Below are 15,066 nucleotides of genomic sequence, written 5' to 3'. Positions count from 1 at the left end.
TTTACCCTTTTTTTCGACTTCACGTCCATGAAACCACTCCCACGCCTCGCTGCCATCACCCTCGCCATGCTTTGCAGCGCCGGTGCCGCCCACGCCCAGGGCTTCAACGCCGTCGCGCCGACGCCGTCCCAGGTGCAGCCCGCGGTCGACAAGGCCTACACGCAACTGATGGCCGCACCGGACATCCAGAAGCTGCTCGAGGCGGTCAAGGCCGACCACGCCCGCGCCATCGACGACCTGAAGCTCCTGACCGAGATCGAGGCGCCGCCGTTCAAGGAACAGAAGCGCGCCGAAGCCTTTCTCGCGCGCATGAAGGCGCTCGGCCTGGCCGACGCGAAGATTGATGCCGAGGGCAATGTGGTCGGGCTGCGCAAGGGCACGGGCAACGGGCCCAAGCTGCTGATTTCCGCGCACCTCGACACCGTGTTCCCGACCGGCACCGACGTGAAGGTCAAGGAGCGCGACGGTCGGCTCTACGCGCCCGGCATTTCCGACGACACGCGCGGCCTCGCGGTACTGCTGTCCTGGCTCAAGGTGCTCAACGATCAGAAGGTTCAGACCGTCGGCGACCTGCTGTTCGTCGGCAACGTGGGCGAAGAAGAGCTCGGCAACCTGCGTGGCATGAAGAAGATCTTCGCCGACCACCTCGACCTCGACGGCATGGTCGGAATCGAGCCGGCACCCGATGGCGCGGTGCTGGTGCTCGGCACCGCCAGCCATCGCTACGAAGTGACTTTCAAGGGCCCCGGCGGCCACAGCTACGGCGCCTTCGGCCAGGTGCCGAGCGCGATCCACGGCATGGGCCGCGCTATCGCGAAGATCGCCGACGTCAAGACGCCGAGCTTTCCCAAGACCACCTTCACCGTCGGCACGGTCGGCGGTGGCACATCGGTCAACACCATCGCGCCGGACGCGCGCATGGCGGTCGACATTCGTTCCGACGAAATGCAGCCGCTGCTCGATACCGAAAAGAAGATCCTCGCCGCGATCGACGAAGCCGTGGTCGAGGAGAACAAGCGCTGGGGCGTGGACACGCTCAGCGTGTCGACCAAACTCATCGGCGACCGGCCGGGCGGCCGCACACCGTCGGACTCGGTCATGGTCGAAGCGGCCGTGCGCGCCAACACCGCGTTCGGCCACAAGACGCTGATGAGCGGCGCGAGCACCGATGCCAACGTACCGATGTCGCTGGGCATTCCGGCCATCATCATCGGTGGCGGCGGCAAGACCGGCGGTTTCCACGCGCTCAGCGAATGGATCGATCTGACCGATGCCTGGAGGGGCGCGCAGAACTCGCTGGTCACGGTGCTGGGCCTGGTGGGGGTGCAAGGCGTGAGCGAGCCGCTGCTTCCCAAACGCGCACCGCGCGCGCAAACTGCGAAGTAATTCTTCACGACGCCACCGGAAAACAAACGGCAGCGTATTGTTTATTCCGCCCACCGTTCGAGAATGGTGGCTCTGTCACACATCAAGGGAAAAACCATGGGATTGCTCGATTCGGTTCTCGGTCAGGTGATCGGCGGTCTGGGAACGCAGCAATCACCGCAAGGCGGCGCTGCGGGACCCGCCGGGGGTCTGGGCGACATGGGTGCCATCGCCGGCGCGCTGGGCGGGCTGCTGGCCAACAACGGCTCGCAGGGCGGTCTTGGCGGCCTGGTCAGCAAGTTCGAGCAGGCCGGCATGGGCGACGTGATCGGCTCGTGGATCGGCAAGGGCGACAACGCGCCGATCTCGGGCGGCCAGTTGGGCAACGTGCTCGGCAGCGACGCGATTTCCAGCATCGCAAGCAAGCTGGGCGTCAACGCCACGACGCTGTTGCCGATGCTCGCGGCCATGCTGCCGCAGCTCATCAATCAGCTGACGCCGCAGGGCAAGGCGCCCGAAGGGGGGCTTGGAACGCATGACGACCTGCTGGCTTCGCTGAGCGGTCTGCTGCAAAAAGGTTAGTCTTTTTTCATCGCAAGTTGGGCGCCCCGCAAGGGCGCCTTTTTTTTGCCCGTGACAATACGCGGATGAACCGCAACCTCTGGCTGCTCGCCCTGTGTCAGGGGCTTTTTCTCACCAACAACGTCACCTTCATCGCGATCAACGGGCTTGTGGGTTTCAGCCTCGCGCCACGCGGCTGGATGGCGACCTTGCCGGTGATGGGCTACGTGATCGGCGGTGCGCTGTCGACCGGGGTGGTCGCGCACACCCAGCGGCGCTTCGGTCGACGCGGCTCCTTCCAGCTCGGACTCGCGGTTGCATTCGGCTCCGCGCTGTTGTGCGCCTGGGCCGCTTTTACCCAGAACTTCTGGCTGTTGTGCTTCGCCACGGTGGTGGCCGGCTACTACGCAGCCAACGCCAGCCTCTACCGGTTCGCGGCGGCCGAGCTGGCCGCACCGACCTGGCGCGAGAAGGCGGTGTCGGTCGTGATGGCCGGCGGGCTGATCGGTGCGGTGGTCGGGCCCAACCTCGCGGCTGTCACGCGCCAGCTCTTCGTGGTGCCATTTGCCGGCGCCTACCTCGCGCTTGCGGCGATCGCGTTGCTCGCCATGACCTTGATGCGCTTCATCGACTTTCCACCACCGCTCACCAAACAGCAGGCTGCTGGCGGGCGACCGCTGGGCGAGATCATGCGGCAGCCGGCTTTCATCGTCGCCGCCGTCGCGGGCTCGCTCGGCTACGGCGTGATGAACCTGCTGATGGCCGCAACCCCGCTCGCCATGCAGGTGTGCAGCCTGCCGTTCTCCGACATCGCGCTGGTGCTCGAATGGCACGTGATCGGCATGTTCGCGCCCGGCTTTTTCACCGGGCACCTGATCCGGCGCTTCGGCACGCTGCCGGTGATGGGCGTGGGCCTCGCGCTGGAGCTGGGCTGCATCGCCGTGGCGCTGACGGGGGTCGACCTGCACCAGTTCCTGATCGCGCTGACGCTGCTCGGCGTCGGCTGGAACTTCCTTTTCACCGGCGCGACGACGCTGTCGCTCTCGGCCTATGCGCCGGAAGAAAAGGACCGCGCGCAGGGCGCGTTGAACTTCTGCATGTTCGCGACGCTGGCCGTCACGTCCTTCGCTTCGGGCGTGCTGGTGACGACGCAGGGCTGGCGGCTGCTCAACCTGGGGTCGCTGGTGCCGGTGGCGCTGACGGGCATCGCGTTGCTGTGGTTGGCAGCGCGGCAACGGCGCGTGACGCCGGGCTGATCACCCGCGCTTCGACGCCTTTCAGGCCGTTGCCGCTTCGGCCGCGTGCGCCACCGGCAGCGCGGCGATCACCTCGGCCACGGCCGCCGTCAGCTTCTTGGCATACGGCACATGCAGGAACTCGTTCGGGCCGTGCGCATTGCTCTTGGGGCCGAGCACGCCACACACCATCATTTGCGCGGTTGGGAAACCGGCGCTCAGCATGTTCATGAGCGGGATCGTGCCGCCCTGGCCGATGTAGCCGCAGGGCGCGCCGAAATGCGCCTGCGATGCCGCGTTGAGCGCGCGCTCGAACCACGGGGTGATCGTGGGCGCGTTCCACCCGGTCGCGCCGCCGCCGTGCTCGAAGGTCACGCGCGCCTGGTAGGGCGCGTTGTCTTCCAGCAGCTTCTTCATCTCGGCCACGGCCGCATCGGCCTCGACCAGCGGTGGCAGGCGCAGCGACAGCTTGAAGGCGGTGTAGGGACGCAGCACGTTGCCCGCATCCTTCAGCGCCGGAAAACCCTCAGCCCCGGTGACGCTGAGCGTGGGCTTCCAGGTGCGGTTGAGCAGCGCCTCGACCGGATCGGTGGTGGTCGGCAGCGCGAACTGGGTCGAGCCGCCGCAGTCGTAGTGCGCCCACGGGAAGCGCTTGTAGACCTCGTCGCCGAGGATCGCGGCGGTGGCTCTGGCTTGCGCGAGGCGATCGGCCGGCACTTCGCAATGAAAGCTCGCCGGCAGCATGCGGCCGGTGGCGCTGTCTTCGAGGCGGTCGAGCACCTGCCGCATGATCCGGAAACTCGAAGGCACAAGCCCCGACGCGTCGCCCGAATGGATGCCTTCGGTGAGCACTTCGACCTTGAGCGTTCCGCTGGCCATGCCGCGCAGCGACGTGGTGAGCCAGAGCTGGTCGTAGTTGCCGGCACCGGAGTCCAGGCAGATCACGAGGCCGACGTCGCCGAGGCGGTCTTTCAGCGCAGTGACGTAGGGCAGCAGGTCGTACGAGCCGCTCTCCTCGCAGGTTTCGATGAGTCCGACGATGCGCGGATGCGCGGCGCCCTGCGCCTTGAGCGCCTGCAGCGCAGCGACGCTCGCGTAGACCGCGTAGCCGTCGTCCGCACCGCCGCGGCCGTAGAGCAGGCCGTCCTGGTACTTGGGCGTCCACGGTCCGAGGTCGTTGCGCCAGCCGGTGAACTCGGGCTGCTTGTCGAGGTGGCCGTACATGAGCACGGTGTCGGTCATCGCGGTGCCGGTGGCGGGCACTTCGAAGAACAGCACCGGCGTGCGGCCTTCGAGGCGGACGATCTCCAGCTTGAGGCCCTCGACCTTCTGCGCCTCGACCCACACGGCCGCGTTACGCAGCACGGTCTCGAGGTAGCCGTTGGCCGACCAGTCCTTGTCGAAGCCGGGCGACTTGGCCGGGATCTCGATGTAGCGGGTGAGTTGCTTGACGATGTCGGTGTCCCATTGCGTGGTGACATCGGAGAGGGCGCGTTCGGCGTCGAGGACGCCGGCCGGGATCTCTCGGTGCAGGGGAGCATTCATGGTGTGGGGTTCTCCGCAGGTGAGGAAAAAAGCATTTTGCGCTCGCAGGCCGGGCTGCGTAGAGTGCGTGGACATCAACCCGGAGACTGACGTGAGCAAAGCATCGGCGAGCAACATTCGCGTGGGCGTGGGCGGCTGGACCTTCGCGCCCTGGCGCGACAATTTCTATCCGAAGGGCTTGTCGCACGCGAAGGAGCTGGGCTACGCGAGCCGGCAGCTGAGCGCCATCGAGGTCAATGGCACCTACTACAGCACGATGAAGCCAGAGAGCTTCAGGAAGTGGCATGACGAGACGCCCGACGACTTCGTCTTCTCGCTCAAGGCCTCGCGCTATGCGACCAACCGCAAGGTGCTGGCGGAGGCCGGCGATTCCATCGCACGTTTCGTCGGCAGCGGCCTGGCCGAACTCGGCGACAAGCTCGGGCCCATCGTCTGGCAGTTCATGCCGACCAAGCCGTTCGATGCCGAAGACTTCGAGGCCTTCCTCGCGCTGTTGCCGAAGAAGGAAGGCAGCCGCACCTTGCGCCACGTAATGGATGTGCGGCACGAAAGCTTCATCGTGCCGGCCTATCAAAAGCTCGCGAAGAAGTACAAGGTGTCGACGGTGTTCACCGATTCCGACAAGTTTCCCTCGTTCGACGAGCCCGAAGGCGAGGTCGCCTATGCGCGCCTCATGATGGCCGACGCGACAGTCCAGACGGGCTACGCGCCCAAGGCGCTCGACGCGTGGGCCGAACGCGGGCTGGCGTGGTCCACGGCGCCGAAGAAGCGCGACGTGTTCATGTGCTTCATCAACGGCGCCAAAGAAAAAGCACCGGCCGCGGCCGGTGCTTTGCTGGAACGGTTGGGCTGGAAGCCCGAAGCGGCTTAAGCGGCGGCTTGCAGCGCCGGCTTGCTGTCGCTCTTGTTGCTGGTGCCGAAGCTGACTTCGCCCGAGAGCTGGCCGCCTTCTTCGATCACGATCTTGCTGTAGCGAATCTTGCCGGTGACCTTGCCGGTGCCGTGGATCACGAGCTTCTCGCGCACCGTGAGGTTGCCGTCGAACACACCGCGAATTTCAGCGATGTCGATTTCGGCAGACCCCTTGAACGCGCCCTGCTCGGCGATCTGCATCAAGCGCGAGTCCATCGTCGCTTCGACCAGGCCCTCGACGATCAGCGTATCGCAATCGGTGATCTCAACGCCCTTGAGCTTGATGTTCGGGCCGACCGTGAGCTTGCTGCCGCCTTCCTTGACGGGCGCGACCGCAATGGGCGCGGCCGAGGTGGTCAGAGACGAGGGATTCACGGGACTACCCGACAGATTGGTGGGCGAGCCGGCCAGCGGGGCGGGGCGGGACGTGAGGGAGTCGGAGTCGCTGGTGCGCTTGCCGAAGAAAGGGGACTGTGTGGCCAAAGGGGAGCTCCTCAAGAAAGAGGACTATCGTAAGAACGCACTTACGGCCCGCGGCACTTCATTGCGCAAGAAGAGTAACCGAATAAATCGGTTCGCCGCAGTGTTGGTACTTTCGATTGAGACAATGGCTACCCATGCATTCCAACGACCCGCGAATTCTCGACACCCCTGAAGACGACGCTCGTTTCGGCAAGCCGACGCACGGCTGGCGACGCACGCTCTTCACAGTGATCTTCGAATCGGAAACGCGTGCAGGCCTGCTGTTCGACCTGGCCTTGATCGCTCTGATCGTGGCCAGCGTTGTGGTCGTCATTCTCGACAGCGTACAGTCGATCCGCGCGCACTTCGGCAATGTGTTCGGCGTGCTCGAATGGGTCTTCACCGCGCTCTTCACGCTCGAATACATCGGTCGGTTGTTGTGCGTGCGGCGCCCGCTGCACTACGCGTTGAGCTTCTATGGCGTCATCGACCTGCTCGCACTGCTGCCGACCTTCCTGATCCTGCTGGTGCCGGAAGCGGCCGCGCTGATCGACGTGCGCATTCTGCGGCTCTTGCGCGTGTTCCGCATCTTCAAGCTGTCGCGCTATTCGGAGGAGTACCGCACGCTGGTCGGCGCGGTCGCGGCGAGCCGCCGCAAGATCACCGTGTTCGTCGGCTTCGTGATGCTCGTCGTGCTGGTGATGGGCACGCTGATCTACGTGGTCGAAGGGCCGCAGCACGGCTTCACCAGCATCCCGGTCGCGGTGTACTGGGCGATCTCGACGATGGCGACGGTCGGCTTCGGCGACCTGGTGCCCAAGACCGACCTGGGCCGGCTGATTGCCTCCGTGATGATGCTGCTCGGCTGGGGCGTGCTCGCCGTGCCGACGGGCATCGTCACGGCCGAGATGGCGCGGCGCGGACCGGACGATGCGCCCTTGCCATTCGCGGCGCGCGGCGTGCTCGGGCTGACCGTCGCCGAGCCGCCGGCGCCCAAGGCGCCCGCCAGGCGGCTCACGCCTGCTGCCAGACGACGCGCCCTTGCGCAGCGTTCCCGATCGACTCGATGAGCCCGGCGGCGGCCGGCTCGGGCACGGTGAACGCGACGTGCACATCGGTCTCGTGGCGCACATCGCCCAGCGCGGCACCGACCGCCGCAAGCTCGCGTCGCACCGCGCCTTCGAGCGCATACGGCACGCTGCACGCCAGGGCGCGCTGGCGCACCTGCGCGATCGTCGTGGCCCCGAGCAACGCTTGCGCGATCGCGTCGGTGTAGGCGCGCACCAGGCCGCCCGCGCCCAGCTTCACGCCGCCGAAGTAGCGCACCACGGTCGCGAGCACGCCGTCGAGGTGCTGGTGCCGGAGCACTTCGAGCATGGGGCGACCGGCGGTGCCACCGGGTTCGCCATCGTCGTTCGCCGCCGACTGGCCGCCGGCCATGAGCGCCCAGCACACGTGCGCGGCACCGGGGTGTTCGGCGCGCAAGGCGTCGACGACCAGCAACGCCGCCGCACGGTCAGCGACCGGTTGCACGCATCCGATGAAGCGACTCTTCTTGATGACACGCTCGCTGTGCACGGCAGCGCCCAGCGTGAAATTCATGGATGCAGTGCGGTCGCTAGCGCGTCGACAGGAAGTCGTGCGCCCAGCCGAGACCCTCGTGTGCGGTGCCGCGCGGGCGGTACTCGCAGCCGATCCAGCCGTCCCAGGCGCCGTTGGCCGACAGTTCGTCGATCAACGCGAAGAGATAGCCGTAGTTCAGCTCACCGCCATCGGGCTCGTTGCGCTCGGGCACACTGGCGATCTGCAGGTGACCGACGCGGCCGGTCGGCAGGTACTGGCGCAGCTTCATCGCCACATCGCCTTCGACGATTTGGCAGTGGTAGAGGTCCATCTGCACCTGCAGGTTGAGCGCGCCGACGGCCGCCACGATGTCGTGCGCCTGGTCTTGCCGGTTGAGAAAGAAGCGCGGGATGTCGCGCGTGTTGATCGGCTCGATCAGCAGGCCGACGCCTTCTTTCGCGGCTTGCACGGCGGCCCAGTGGAGGTTCTCGACATAGGTCGGCTGCAGCGTCTCGCGCAGCGTGCCGTCGTCGGGCACCAGGCCCGCCATCACGTGCACGCGCGGGCAGCCGAGCGCTTTCGCATAGGTGAGCGCCTTCTCGATGCCAGCGCGGAATTCCTCTTCGCGACCGGGCAGGCAGGCGATGCCGCGATCGCCCTGGTCCCAGTCGCCGGGCGGCGCGTTGAAGAGCACTTGCTGCAGGCCGTTGTCCTTCAACCGCTTGACGATTTCTTCGGCCGGCCAATCGTAGGGAAACAGGTACTCGACCGCCTCGAACCCGTCTTTGGCGGCCGCTTCGAAGCGATCTAGAAAGGGCAATTCGTGATAGAGAAAACTCAGGTTGGCGGCAAACTTCGGCATGGCGGTTTCCTGTCTCAGTGGCGGTCAGGCGCGTTCGAATTTGAAGACCGCCGTGCTGGCGCGCGCGTTGGGCAACCAGCGTACCTCACGGTCGTCCTGCACGCCGAAGGCGTCGAGCACACGCAGCTTGTTCTTGCCGGCCAGCACCTCGAAATCCTTGAAGGTGCCCACGCGGATGTTGGGCGTGTCGTACCACTGGTACGGCAGGCGCCTCGTGACGGGCATCCGGCCGCGCGCGATGCTCAGGCGGTTGGGCCAGTGCGCGAAGTTCGGGAACGCCACGATGCCGATGCGCCCGACGCGCGCGGTCTCGCGCAGCATGACTTCGGCATTGCGCAGGTGCTGCAGCGTGTCGATCTGCAGCACCACGTCGAAGGTGGCGTCGTCGAACATCGCGAGGCCTTCGTCGAGGTTGAGCTGGATCACGTCGACGCCGCGGCGGATGCACTGGAGCACGTTGCCGTCGGCGATCTCCACGCCGTATCCGGTGCAGCCGCGCTCGCGCTGGAGGCGGTCGAGCAGGGCGCCGTCGCCGCAGCCGAGGTCGAGCACGCGTGCCCCTTCGGGCACCAGTGCGGCGATGAGTTTCTGGGTGTCGACATCGCTCACTGCGAAAGCTCCTTGGCGACGCGCTCGAAGTACGAGGCGACCACGCCGGTGTAGCGCACGTCATCGAGCAGGAAGGCATCGTGGCCGTGCGGCGCGTCGATCTCGGCGTAGCTCACGTGGCGACGGTTGTCGAGCAGCGCCTTCACGATCTCGCGGCTGCGCGCGGGCGAGAAGCGCCAGTCGGTCTTGAAGCTCACGAGCAGGAATTTGGCCGTGGCTTTCGCCAGGGCAGCGCTGAGGTTGCCGCCGTGCGCACGCGCCGGATCGAAGTAGTCGAGTGCTCGCGTGATCAGCAAGTAGGTGTTGGCATCGAAGTATTCGCTGAACTTGTCGCCCTGGTAGCGCAGGTAGCTCTCGATCTGGAACTCGACCTCCTGCGTGGAGTAGCGGTAGCCGCTCCGTTCGGCCTCGCCTTCCACTGCACTCCGGAGCATGCGGCCGAACTTCTCATTCATCACATCGTCGCTCAGGTAGGTGATGTGGCCGATCATCCGCGCGATGCGCAAACCCCGCTTGGGGATGACGCCGTGTTCGTAGAAGTGGCCGCCGTGGAAGTCGGGATCGGTCACGATGGCGCGGCGCGCGACCTCGTTGAACGCGATGTTTTCGGCCGTGAGGTTCGGCGCGCTTGCGATGACCACCGCATGGCCGACGCGCTCCGGGTACTGCAGCGTCCAGCTCAGCGCCTGCATGCCGCCGAGGCTCCCGCCCATCACGGCCGCAAGGCGCTCGATGCCCAACGCGTCGAGCAGCACCGCTTGCGCATCGACCCAGTCTTCTACCGTCACGACCGGAAAATCGGCGCCGTAGATGCGGCCGGTGTCGGGGTGGGTGTGCATCGGGCCGGTCGAGCCGAAACAGGAGCCGAGATTGTTGACCCCGATGACGAAGAAGCGGTCGGTGTCGAGCGGCTTGCCCGGCCCGATCATGTTGTCCCACCAGCCCTCGGATTTCGGTTGGCCCGCGTACACGCCCGCCACGTGGTGCGACGCGTTGAGCGCGTGGCACACAAGCACCGCGTTGCTCCTGGCGGCGTTGAGCGTGCCGTAGGTTTCGTAGGCAAGCGCGTAGTCGCGGATCGACGCGCCGCTGCGCAAGGCCAGCGGCCCCGCGAAGGACATCGATTGGGAAACGACTTCAAAAGACATGAAAAAACCCGGCCTCGCTAAAAAACGAGCCGGGTTCGGCCACGGTCTTTAGCTGAATTTATAGAGCGCCCGCAAGCTGTAGCAAATCGGCGCCGGGCGAGTATAGCCCCGCCTACCAGCCGGCGATCATGACCGCGCCTAGCACCAGGAAGATCGCCGCCGAGATGCCGTGTACCCGCTTGATGGGCACGCGCTTGACGAGCTTGTCGCCCAGCCAGACCACCGGCGCGTTGGCCAGCATCATGCCGAGCGTGGTGCCCGCCACCACCCAGACATAGTCGCCGACGAAGCGGGCCGCCAGCATCACCGTGGCGATCTGGGTCTTGTCGCCCATCTCGGCCAGGAAGAACGCGATGACCGTGGTGCCGAAGACGCCGAAGTGCGACGACTTCGGCGCATCGTCGTCGTCCAGCTTGTCGGGAATGAGCATCCAGATCGCCATCGCGATGAACGAGCCGCCGAGGATCCAGCGCAAGGCGGTTTCGCCCAGCATGTGCGTCACCCAGGCGCCGACCGCGCCCGCGAGCGCGTGGTTGACGATCGTCGCCGTGAAGATCCCGAGCACGATCGGCCAGGGTTTGCGAAATCGTGCGGCGAGCAAGAGCGCAAGCAGCTGGGTCTTGTCGCCCATTTCGGCAAGCGCGACGATGCCGGTTGAAACGAGAAAGGCTTCCATGGTGAAACGGGGAGTTCCTTGGGCCGAAGGACGCAATTGACCGTGCAACACCTTCGGCCATCTTCCGAAGTTGCACGGTCAAAGGTCTCGCCAGGTGAAACACTGCGCACGCCATGTCCCGTGTGGGGCAGGACAAGTCTGTTGACGTGAGCCCTTCTCTCGACGGAAGGCGGCTACTCCCCAATGACGGCGCGATTCTAGCGGGGCCGCCGCCCACCCGAAAATCCGGTTTGCGTTCGTGATATTTCACCCATAATAAATGGGCCTCCCTTCAAATTCTGGAGGCGCATTCGGTGATCGGTCAGTTTCGCGCAGCAGGGCGGGGTCCGTCCGGAAGTGCTATCGGGACTCCATCGCTTTTCTTGATGTGTTTTGAGGAGTCCCTTGATGGGCAACAAACTGTACGTCGGCAACCTGCCTTATTCGGTACGCGACGGTGACCTCGAACAGGCCTTCGGCCAGTTCGGTTCGGTGACCAGCGCCAAAGTCATGATGGAACGTGACACGGGCCGCTCGAAGGGCTTCGGCTTCGTCGAAATGGGCGACGACGCCGAAGCGCAAGCCGCCATCAATGGCATGAACGGTCAGCCTCTGGGCGGTCGCAGCGTGGTCGTCAATGAAGCGCGTCCCATGGAAGCACGTCCGCCCCGCAGCGGCGGTTATGGCGGCGGCGGGGGTTACGGCGGCGGTGGCAGCGGTGGTGGTGGCTACGGCGGCGGTGGTGGCGGCAATGGAGGCGGAGGCTACGGCGGCGGGGGAAGTGGTGGCGGCGGCTACGGCGGTGGTGGTGGTGGCCGCAGCGGTGGCGGTGGCGGCGGCTACGGCGGCGGTCCTGGCGGCGGCGGTGGCGGCGGCGGCCGCAGTGGGGGTGGCTACGGTGGCGGCGGCGGTGGCGGCGATGGCGGGTTCCGCAGCCCTTACGGCGCTGGCCCACGCGGTGGCGGTCGCAGCGGCGGCGGTGGTGGTGGCTATGGCGGTAACAACAATGGCGGCGGCAATAGCGGCTATTGAGCGTCGGGCGCACAGCACCCCAAAAACAAAGGCTCCTCGCGGAGCCTTTTTTCATGCGTCAGAGGCCGAAGCTCAGCTGCCGTCGCTGCGCTTCTTGCGGGCGCGCCCTTGCATGGCGCGGTCGAACAGCGCATTCGGCATCAGGCGCATCAGCTTGGCGACCACGCCCATCTGCCACGGAATGACCCGGTAGCTGGCGCCGGCTTCGATCGTGCGGAACGCCTGCTCGGCAAAGTCGTCCGGCTGCATCAGGAACGGCATGCCGTAGCGGTTGCCTTGCGTGAGCGGTGTGTCGATGTAGCCGGGGCACACGGTCACCACCTTCACGCCGCTCGCCCGCAATTCGCCGCGCAGGCTTTCGCAGTACGCGACCACGCCGGCCTTGCTCGCGCAATAGGCGCCGTGACCGGGGAGGCCCCGGATCGCAGCCACACTGCCGATGCCCACCAGCCGTCCGCTGCCGCGCTTGGCCATGGCCGCGACAAATGGATGAAACGTCGCGGCCAGGCCGATGTTGTTGGTCGCCAGCGTGCGGGCCAGCACATCGAGGTCGGCGCGCACGGCCGTGTCGATACCGATGCTGACACCGGCATTCGCGATCACCACATCGGGCAGGCCCTGCTGCGCAATGCACGCGGCGCCGGCGGCCACGATGCTCTCGGTGTCGGACACGTCCGCACCGTAGATCCGGTAGCGATCCGCGCCGATGCCCCGGCCCTGGGCCCACGCGTCGATCTCGGCCGTGCGGCGCGCCACGAGGGCGAGGTCGTAGCCGGCGTCGTGAAAACGCGCTGCCAGGGCCTGCCCGATGCCGCTCGATGCGCCGGTGATGAAAACGAGGGATGCCATGCGTGGTTCCGGTCTCAGCGTTTGCCGCCCGGTTGTGCGACGCCCGGCACCAGCTGCCCCCGCACCCGGCCCTGCAGGTTGGCCACGCCGGACAGGTTGTCGTAATCCAGCGTGTCGGCCGTGAAGCGGTCTGCACCGCGTATCAAGGTCACCGGCTTGTTCGACGTCACGCGTTCGGTGTCGACGAAGGCGTGCAGAAACTCGCCGCGAAATTCGAGCCGGGGCACCGGCTGGCCGTTGCGTCCGGGAGACGCTTGGCGCGTGACGACGGCGTCGCCGAACAGCTGCACCTCGCTGCCGTCGGCATTCGACAACCCACGGTTGGCAGTGGCGCGTGTCGTCAAGCCTTGCGGATTGATGGCGCGCAGCCGGACCCCGTCGACTTCGAGCGTGTCGGTGTCGGGATAGTGACGGCCTTCCTTGCCGAAGAGCTCGCTGCGCAACTCGCCGTTGGCCAGGAAATTCCGGATCACGAAGTCGCGCATGAAATAGTCCGGCTCGTGCACGGCCGCCGTCTTGGCGGTCGGCCCGACCAGCTTGGGCGCGTTGCGCACGAGCCAGTAAGTGCCCAATGCCAGCACCGCCACCACGATGATCGGCAGGTAGATCGTGATGCGGTCGAACACGTCGCGCACCGTATTCAAGGGGGACTTCATGCCACTGGCCCCCGCGCGGCGTCGAGCAGCCGGCGGTAGTGGCCGCCTGCCGTGAGCAGCAAGTCGCAGAACTCCCGCGCGGCGCCTTCGCCGCCGCGTGCCTGCGTCACGTAGTGCGCGATCGCGCGCACCTCGTGGTGCGCATTGGCCGGGGCCACCGCAAGCGCGGCGCGTGCCAGAACGGGCAGATCAGGCCAGTCGTCGCCGATCGCTGCGGCTTGCGACCACGCCAGATTCAGCGCACCAAGGATCGCCTCGGCCGCGGGCAACTTGTCTTCGGTGCCGTAGCGCACATGCTCGATCCCGAGCGCCGCGAGTCGCACCCGCAGGGGCTTCGAATCGCGCCCGGTGATCACCACCGGCGTGATGCCCACGCTGCGCAGCAGCTTGAGTCCGTAGCCGTCGAGGATGCTGAAGCGCTTGAGCGTTTCGCCCTGCTCGCTGAAGTAGACGCCGCCGTCGGTGAGCACACCGTCAACATCGAAGAAAGCCACCCGGATGTCCTGCGCGGCCAGCAGGGTCTCGGCCTCGAACGCCATCGGCATCAGATGACCTTCGCGCGCATGAGGTCGTTGATGCTCAACGCGCCGATGAGCACACCCGATGCGTCGACCACCAGCACGCTGGTGATGCGGGCGAGCTCCATGAGCTCGGCCGCCTCGACACCCAGCGCGTCGGCGCGAATGGTGCGAGGGCCGGCGTGCATGACGTTCGCAGCGGTCAGTGCCCGGAGGTCGGCGCCGGTTTCGATGAGGCGACGCAGGTCACCGTCGGTGAAGACGCCGATCGCGCGGCCCTCCGCGTCGACCACGGCCGCGGCGCCGAGGCCCTTGGAACTCATCTCGCGCATCAGCGCACTCATGCTGGCCTCGCGCGTGACGCGCGGCACGCCGTCGCCGCTGCGCATCAGGTCGCTCACATGCGTGAGCAGCTTGCGGCCGAGTGCGCCGCCCGGATGCGAGCGCGCGAAGTCTTCGGTGCCGAAACCACGCGCGTCGAGCAGCGCGACGGCGAGCGCATCGCCGAGCGCCATCTGCGCGGTGGTGCTGGCGGTCGGCGCGAGGTTGAGCGGGCAGGCTTCCTTTTCGACACCGCTGTCGAGCACGAGATCGGCATGGCGCGCCAGCATCGAGTCGCGCCCGCCGGTCATGGCGATCAGCGGCACGCCCTGGCGCTTGACCACCGGCAGGATGGCGGCGAGTTCGTCGCTCTCGCCGCTGTTCGAAATGGCAAGCACCAGGTCGACCGCCTTGATCATGCCGAGGTCGCCGTGGCTGGCTTCGGCCGGATGCACGAACATCGCCGGCGTGCCGGTGGATGCCAGCGTCGCGGCGATCTTGCGACCCACGTGGCCGCTCTTGCCCATGCCCATGACGACCACGCGGCCGCGCACGTTGAGGATCTTTTCGACCGCCGCGACGAAGCTGGGGCCCACGCGGTCCTTCAGGCCGAGCACGGCGGCGGCTTCGATGTCGAAGGTCGTGCGGGCACGCGCCAGCAGCTTGTCGGGATCGACCACGGGGGCCAGAGGAAGGCGGGAGCTCATCGTGCGATTTTATGGCGCGTGGATGCCTGCCCCTGCCGTGCGCATGGTGCTTGCTAGCATCAACCC

At 66.6% G+C, this 15,066-nt stretch carries 17 protein-coding genes and 1 riboswitch; of the genes, 6 read left to right on the top strand and 11 right to left on the bottom strand.

The window, feature by feature from the left end; all coding sequences use genetic code 11:
* Nucleotides 1-27 precede the first annotated feature (27 nt).
* The 3 genes from AX767_RS10670 to AX767_RS10660 all read left to right on the top strand — a co-directional run bounded on the left by AX767_RS10670 (nt 28) and on the right by AX767_RS10660 (nt 3,182).
* Nucleotides 28-1,386: a M20/M25/M40 family metallo-hydrolase gene (locus tag AX767_RS10670; RefSeq protein ID WP_068631158.1), complete on the top strand. Its 1,359-nt coding sequence runs from the start codon at nt 28-30 to the stop codon at nt 1,384-1,386.
* Nucleotides 1,387-1,482: 96 nt separating this feature from the next.
* The gene (locus AX767_RS10665; protein ID WP_068633580.1) at nt 1,483-1,947 is read left to right on the top strand and encodes a YidB family protein; all 465 of its coding nucleotides are present in this window, start codon (nt 1,483-1,485) and stop codon (nt 1,945-1,947) included.
* A gap of 65 nt (nt 1,948-2,012) precedes the next feature.
* Nucleotides 2,013-3,182 (top strand): MFS transporter, encoded by a 1,170-nt coding sequence (locus AX767_RS10660; protein WP_068631156.1) that lies wholly within the window; start codon nt 2,013-2,015, stop codon nt 3,180-3,182.
* Nucleotides 3,183-3,203: 21 nt separating this feature from the next.
* Here AX767_RS10660 and AX767_RS10655 read toward each other — a convergent pair whose 3' ends face one another.
* Nucleotides 3,204-4,706, bottom strand: coding sequence for a M20 family metallopeptidase (locus AX767_RS10655; RefSeq protein ID WP_068631153.1), 1,503 nt, complete (start codon nt 4,704-4,706; stop codon nt 3,204-3,206).
* A 91-nt stretch (nt 4,707-4,797) separates the two neighbouring features.
* Here AX767_RS10655 and AX767_RS10650 point away from each other — a divergent pair, with 91 nt between their 5' ends.
* Nucleotides 4,798-5,577 (top strand): DUF72 domain-containing protein, encoded by a 780-nt coding sequence (locus tag AX767_RS10650; RefSeq protein WP_068633577.1) that lies wholly within the window; start codon nt 4,798-4,800, stop codon nt 5,575-5,577.
* Here AX767_RS10650 and AX767_RS10645 read toward each other — a convergent pair.
* Nucleotides 5,574-6,101 carry a bactofilin family protein gene (locus AX767_RS10645; RefSeq protein ID WP_068631151.1) on the bottom strand — a complete coding sequence of 176 codons (528 nt, stop codon included), beginning with the start codon at nt 6,099-6,101 and terminating at the stop codon, nt 5,574-5,576. The genes AX767_RS10650 and AX767_RS10645 overlap by 4 nt on opposite strands.
* A gap of 134 nt (nt 6,102-6,235) precedes the next feature.
* Here AX767_RS10645 and AX767_RS10640 point away from each other — a divergent pair, with 134 nt between their 5' ends.
* Nucleotides 6,236-7,150 (top strand): ion transporter, encoded by a 915-nt coding sequence (locus tag AX767_RS10640; RefSeq protein ID WP_068631149.1) that lies wholly within the window; start codon nt 6,236-6,238, stop codon nt 7,148-7,150.
* On the opposite strand, the gene AX767_RS10635 is transcribed toward AX767_RS10640, so the two are convergent.
* From AX767_RS10635 to AX767_RS10615, 5 genes are all read right to left on the bottom strand, one after another.
* Complete coding sequence (locus tag AX767_RS10635) at nt 7,095-7,682, bottom strand: IMPACT family protein (protein WP_068631146.1); 588 nt, start codon at nt 7,680-7,682, stop codon at nt 7,095-7,097. The genes AX767_RS10640 and AX767_RS10635 overlap by 56 nt on opposite strands.
* A gap of 16 nt (nt 7,683-7,698) precedes the next feature.
* Nucleotides 7,699-8,505 carry a 2-oxo-tetronate isomerase gene (gene otnI, locus AX767_RS10630; protein WP_068631144.1) on the bottom strand — a complete coding sequence of 269 codons (807 nt, stop codon included), beginning with the start codon at nt 8,503-8,505 and terminating at the stop codon, nt 7,699-7,701.
* Nucleotides 8,506-8,529: 24 nt separating this feature from the next.
* Nucleotides 8,530-9,114, bottom strand: coding sequence for a methionine biosynthesis protein MetW (metW, locus tag AX767_RS10625; RefSeq protein WP_068631142.1), 585 nt, complete (start codon nt 9,112-9,114; stop codon nt 8,530-8,532).
* Nucleotides 9,111-10,262, bottom strand: a complete 1,152-nt coding sequence (gene metX, locus AX767_RS10620; protein ID WP_068631140.1) for a homoserine O-succinyltransferase MetX — start codon at nt 10,260-10,262, stop codon at nt 9,111-9,113. The genes metW and metX overlap by 4 nt, the downstream gene beginning before the upstream one ends.
* A 112-nt stretch (nt 10,263-10,374) precedes the next feature.
* A complete protein-coding gene (locus tag AX767_RS10615; protein WP_068631138.1) occupies nt 10,375-10,938 on the bottom strand; it encodes a TMEM165/GDT1 family protein in 564 nt (187 codons plus the stop codon).
* Between the two features lie 11 nt (nt 10,939-10,949).
* Nucleotides 10,950-11,132: riboswitch (yybP-ykoY riboswitch) on the bottom strand.
* Nucleotides 11,133-11,325: 193 nt separating this feature from the next.
* Between AX767_RS10615 and AX767_RS10610 the strand changes: the two genes are divergently transcribed.
* Nucleotides 11,326-11,949: an RNA recognition motif domain-containing protein gene (locus tag AX767_RS10610; protein ID WP_068631136.1), complete on the top strand. Its 624-nt coding sequence runs from the start codon at nt 11,326-11,328 to the stop codon at nt 11,947-11,949.
* A 72-nt stretch (nt 11,950-12,021) separates the two neighbouring features.
* On the opposite strand, the gene AX767_RS10605 is transcribed toward AX767_RS10610, so the two are convergent.
* Genes AX767_RS10605 through AX767_RS10590 form a run of 4 tightly spaced genes read right to left on the bottom strand, consistent with a single transcriptional unit; the run spans nt 12,022 to nt 15,000 of the window.
* A complete protein-coding gene (locus AX767_RS10605; RefSeq protein ID WP_068631134.1) occupies nt 12,022-12,798 on the bottom strand; it encodes an SDR family oxidoreductase in 777 nt (258 codons plus the stop codon).
* A gap of 14 nt (nt 12,799-12,812) precedes the next feature.
* Nucleotides 12,813-13,454 carry an LPS export ABC transporter periplasmic protein LptC gene (lptC, locus tag AX767_RS10600; protein WP_068631132.1) on the bottom strand — a complete coding sequence of 214 codons (642 nt, stop codon included), beginning with the start codon at nt 13,452-13,454 and terminating at the stop codon, nt 12,813-12,815.
* Complete coding sequence (locus AX767_RS10595; RefSeq protein ID WP_068631130.1) at nt 13,451-13,999, bottom strand: KdsC family phosphatase; 549 nt, start codon at nt 13,997-13,999, stop codon at nt 13,451-13,453. Before AX767_RS10595 ends, lptC begins: the two co-directional genes overlap by 4 nt.
* On the bottom strand, nt 13,999-15,000 hold the full coding sequence (locus AX767_RS10590; protein WP_068631128.1) for a KpsF/GutQ family sugar-phosphate isomerase: 1,002 nt from the start codon (nt 14,998-15,000) through the stop codon (nt 13,999-14,001). Before AX767_RS10590 ends, AX767_RS10595 begins: the two co-directional genes overlap by 1 nt.
* Between the last annotated feature and the right edge of the window lie 66 nt (nt 15,001-15,066).

The organism is Variovorax sp. PAMC 28711 (genome assembly GCF_001577265.1).
Classification (GTDB): domain Bacteria; phylum Pseudomonadota; class Gammaproteobacteria; order Burkholderiales; family Burkholderiaceae_C; genus Variovorax.
This window is presented reverse-complemented; position numbering and strand designations above follow the sequence as displayed.

Coding starts and splice junctions, on each gene's coding strand:
- AX767_RS10670 (WP_068631158.1), top strand. CDS start 28: ATGAAACCACTCCCACGCCTCGCTGCCATCACCCTCGCCATGCTTTGC.
- AX767_RS10665 (WP_068633580.1), top strand. CDS start 1,483: ATGGGATTGCTCGATTCGGTTCTCGGTCAGGTGATCGGCGGTCTGGGA.
- AX767_RS10660 (WP_068631156.1), top strand. CDS start 2,013: ATGAACCGCAACCTCTGGCTGCTCGCCCTGTGTCAGGGGCTTTTTCTC.
- AX767_RS10655 (WP_068631153.1), bottom strand. CDS start 4,706: ATGAATGCTCCCCTGCACCGAGAGATCCCGGCCGGCGTCCTCGACGCC.
- AX767_RS10640 (WP_068631149.1), top strand. CDS start 6,236: ATGCATTCCAACGACCCGCGAATTCTCGACACCCCTGAAGACGACGCT.
- AX767_RS10635 (WP_068631146.1), bottom strand. CDS start 7,682: ATGAATTTCACGCTGGGCGCTGCCGTGCACAGCGAGCGTGTCATCAAG.
- otnI (WP_068631144.1), bottom strand. CDS start 8,505: ATGCCGAAGTTTGCCGCCAACCTGAGTTTTCTCTATCACGAATTGCCC.
- metX (WP_068631140.1), bottom strand. CDS start 10,262: ATGTCTTTTGAAGTCGTTTCCCAATCGATGTCCTTCGCGGGGCCGCTG.
- AX767_RS10615 (WP_068631138.1), bottom strand. CDS start 10,938: ATGGAAGCCTTTCTCGTTTCAACCGGCATCGTCGCGCTTGCCGAAATG.
- AX767_RS10610 (WP_068631136.1), top strand. CDS start 11,326: ATGGGCAACAAACTGTACGTCGGCAACCTGCCTTATTCGGTACGCGAC.
- AX767_RS10605 (WP_068631134.1), bottom strand. CDS start 12,798: ATGGCATCCCTCGTTTTCATCACCGGCGCATCGAGCGGCATCGGGCAG.
- lptC (WP_068631132.1), bottom strand. CDS start 13,454: ATGAAGTCCCCCTTGAATACGGTGCGCGACGTGTTCGACCGCATCACG.
- AX767_RS10595 (WP_068631130.1), bottom strand. CDS start 13,999: ATGCCGATGGCGTTCGAGGCCGAGACCCTGCTGGCCGCGCAGGACATC.
- AX767_RS10590 (WP_068631128.1), bottom strand. CDS start 15,000: ATGAGCTCCCGCCTTCCTCTGGCCCCCGTGGTCGATCCCGACAAGCTG.